The 2,843-nt window shown below is 65.9% G+C and carries 4 protein-coding genes; 2 read left to right on the forward strand and 2 right to left on the reverse strand.

All coding sequences use genetic code 11. The features are described 5' to 3' along the window. Together ABNS06_RS00685 and epmB are read right to left on the reverse strand one after the other, a co-directional pair. Positions 1–688 (reverse strand): PAS domain S-box protein (locus tag ABNS06_RS00685; protein ID WP_348671977.1); only part of this gene is annotated, 688 nt, incomplete at its 3' end. Further along, the gene (epmB, locus tag ABNS06_RS00690; protein ID WP_348671979.1) at positions 685–1,701 is read right to left on the reverse strand and encodes an EF-P beta-lysylation protein EpmB; all 1,017 of its coding nucleotides are present in this window, start codon (positions 1,699–1,701) and stop codon (positions 685–687) included. The genes ABNS06_RS00685 and epmB, both read right to left, overlap by 4 nt. Positions 1,702–1,769: 68 nt before the next feature. Between epmB and efp the strand changes: the two genes are divergently transcribed. Beyond that, complete coding sequence (gene efp, locus ABNS06_RS00695; RefSeq protein ID WP_348671981.1) at positions 1,770–2,339, forward strand: elongation factor P; 570 nt, start codon at positions 1,770–1,772, stop codon at positions 2,337–2,339. Positions 2,340–2,343: 4 nt separating this feature from the next. After that, the coding region (locus ABNS06_RS00700) for an amino acid--tRNA ligase-related protein (protein ID WP_348671983.1) at positions 2,344–2,843 on the forward strand (500 nt) is incomplete at its 3' end.

A 2,843-nucleotide genomic window follows, 5' to 3' on the forward strand; every position in this document is an offset into this window, starting at 1 on the left:
CGCCGTCCCGGTCGAGCAGGCGGATCTCGGTCTCGATCTCCGCATTTGGCGACTTGCGCGCGCGCTTGAGTACGGTCTTGAGCGACGGCTGATCGTCCGGTGCGGCCACGTCGAGAATCGGCTGGCCGATCAGCGCCTCGTCACCGGTCGTGCGGCCCAGCAAGCCGAGGAAGGCCGGGTTGATTTCGGTGATGACACCCTCGACGACATGCAGGACCGCATCGCCGGTTTCCTTGAGCAGGCTGCGCGCGCGGGTTTCCAGCTCCTGCGTTCGCTTGAACAGCGCATGCATGCGGCGCCGGTCCTCGTAGCATTCCAGCTCGCGGCGCACGACCAGCGTCAGATGGCGCATGTCCTGGGACGAGACGAAATCCCGTGCGCCGAGGTCGAGTGCACCGACGGTCCGCATCAGCGTGACATGGTCGCCCATGACCAGCACCGGAAGATCGGGGTCGAAATCCCGGACCGCCCGGATCACGTCCTCCACGGCGGGATCCTTGAGGCGTTCCTCGCAGAGCACCATCTCCGGTGTCAGGCTGGCCAGCATCGAGCCGAACTCGTCACCGGCGGAGGGCCAGTGCACCTGCGTCTGGATGCCGGAACTCCGCAGTTCGTTCTGGATCGCGTTGGCCAGATTCTCGGTCCGCGACGCGACGATGAGCTGGGTTCTCTGCTGCGGCCGGGTCACGGCGTGTTAACTCCATGAGCGGCCTGCACGGAGGCCACCGGGCGTTTGGACGCGTCGCCGGGGACTTCGCGGACGAAGCGCGGGACCAGATAGCCGGGCAGACAGTCTCGTAGCTCTTGCATGATGTGCAATGCGCGGGTGTCGGAAACGCGGAAATGGGCGGCACCGGCCACCGGGTCCAGTGCGTGAAGGTAGTAGGGTAACACCCCGATTTCGAACAACGTCCGGGACAGCGCGGCGAGCGTCTGACTGTCGTCGTTGACGCCCCGCAGCAGCACGGACTGGTTCAGCAGGGTGACGCCGGCGCGTCGCAGTGCGGCCAGGCGGGCGGTGGCCAGATCACCGATTTCGCGGGCGTGATTGACGTGAGTCACCAGCACGACATGCAGTCTGCTCGCGCCCAGCACCCGGATCAGCGCATCGCTTAGCTGGCCGGGATCAACCGTGGCCGTGCGGGAGTGCAGCCGCAGCGTGTCCAGGTGTCCGATGCCCTCCAGGCCGTGGATCAACTCGATCAGCCGATGGTCGCTAAGCGCCAGCGGGTCGCCACCGGACAGAATGACCTCGCGAATCGTCGAATCGGCGCCCAGGGTCTCGATGGCCTGGTGCAGCTGGCGGCCCATGCCGGTGGCGCCGTAATCGGTATGCCGGCGGAAGCAGTAGCGGCAGTGGATGGCGCAGGCGCCGGTGGTGACGAGCAGCGCCCGGCCGGGATACTTGCGGATGATGCCGCCGGGTGATGCGAAACGGGACTCGGCCAGCGGGTCGGTGGATGTCCACGGGTCCGCCTCGCGTTCCTCCAGGCTGGGCAGTACCTGGCGCAGGATCGGGTCCCGGGGGTCACCGTGACGGATCAGCGCGGCCAGAGCGCGCGGAAGGCGAAAGGGGAAATCCGGACTGTGATCCACGCGGAAATCCAGTGCCGCTTCGGCAATGCCACGATCGGCCAGCAGCTCGCGCGGCGAGCGCAGGACTTCCGGGGGCTCGGTCGGTGACGGTTCAGGCTGTATCATGCGCGCTTCCATATCCCGTTTATTCTATCGGTGCCGCGTCGGTCGCGGCGCAGCGCGAGCGAGACCCTATGACGACCTACGCCACCAACCAGTTCAAGAGCGGCCTGAAGATCCTCCTGGACGGTGACCCCTACACCATCGTTGAAAACGAATTCGTCAAGCCCGGCAAGGGCCAGGCCTTCAACCGCGTTCGTGTTCGCAACCTCAAGAACGGCAAGGTGGTTGAAAAGACCTTCAAGTCCGGTGATTCGGTCGAGGGCGCCGATGTCATGGAGCTGGAACTGCAGTACCTCTACTACGACGGTGAGTTCTGGCACTTCATGGAGCCCAGCAGCTTCGAGCAGTATTCCGCGGACGAAGTCGCGGTGGGTGACAACAAGGTCTGGCTCAAGGAGCAGGACATCTGCAAGTTGATGCTCTGGAACGGAGCACCGATTTCCGTCGAGCCGCCGAACTTCGTCGAGCTCAAGGTGACCGAGACCGATCCTGGCGTTCGCGGAGACACCTCCGGTGGCGGCGGCAAGCCGGCCACGCTGGAAACCGGCGCCGTGGTACGCGTCCCGCTGTTCGTCGAAGAGGGCGAACTGCTGAAGGTCGACACCCGCACGGCGGAGTACGTCTCCCGCGTCAAAGAATAGCTCGATGCGAGATCATGGCCGCTCCGGACTGAGCTGGGAGCGGCTGTCGCGTCGCGCGACGTTGCTCGCGACGATCCGCGCATACTTCGCGGAGCAGGGTGTTCTCGAGGTCGATACGCCGCTGCTGCGCGCGACCTGCGCATCCGACCCGCTGATTCCCGCGACAGCTACCGTCGGTGACGCCGATCCGGCGTTCCTGCAGTCTTCGCCCGAGGCGCTGATGAAGTGCCTGCTCGCCGAGCACCGGCGCCCGATCTACCAGCTGGGCAAGGTCTACCGCCACGGTGAGATCGGCCGGCTGCACCAGCCCGAGTTCACGATGCTGGAGTGGTATCGCCCGGGCTGGAGCATGCGGTCCCTGATGGACGAGGTCGCCACCATCGTGCGGCTTGCATCGTCCGGGGCGGACGGGTTCGCCACACTGGACTGGCGGGCAGCCTTCCGTGAAGGGGTCGGCATCGATCCGCTATCCGATCGCGCCACGCTCGCCCGCCGTGCAAGCGC

This window comes from uncultured Abyssibacter sp., assembly GCF_964000955.1.
Lineage (GTDB): Bacteria > Pseudomonadota > Gammaproteobacteria > Nevskiales > OUC007 > Abyssibacter.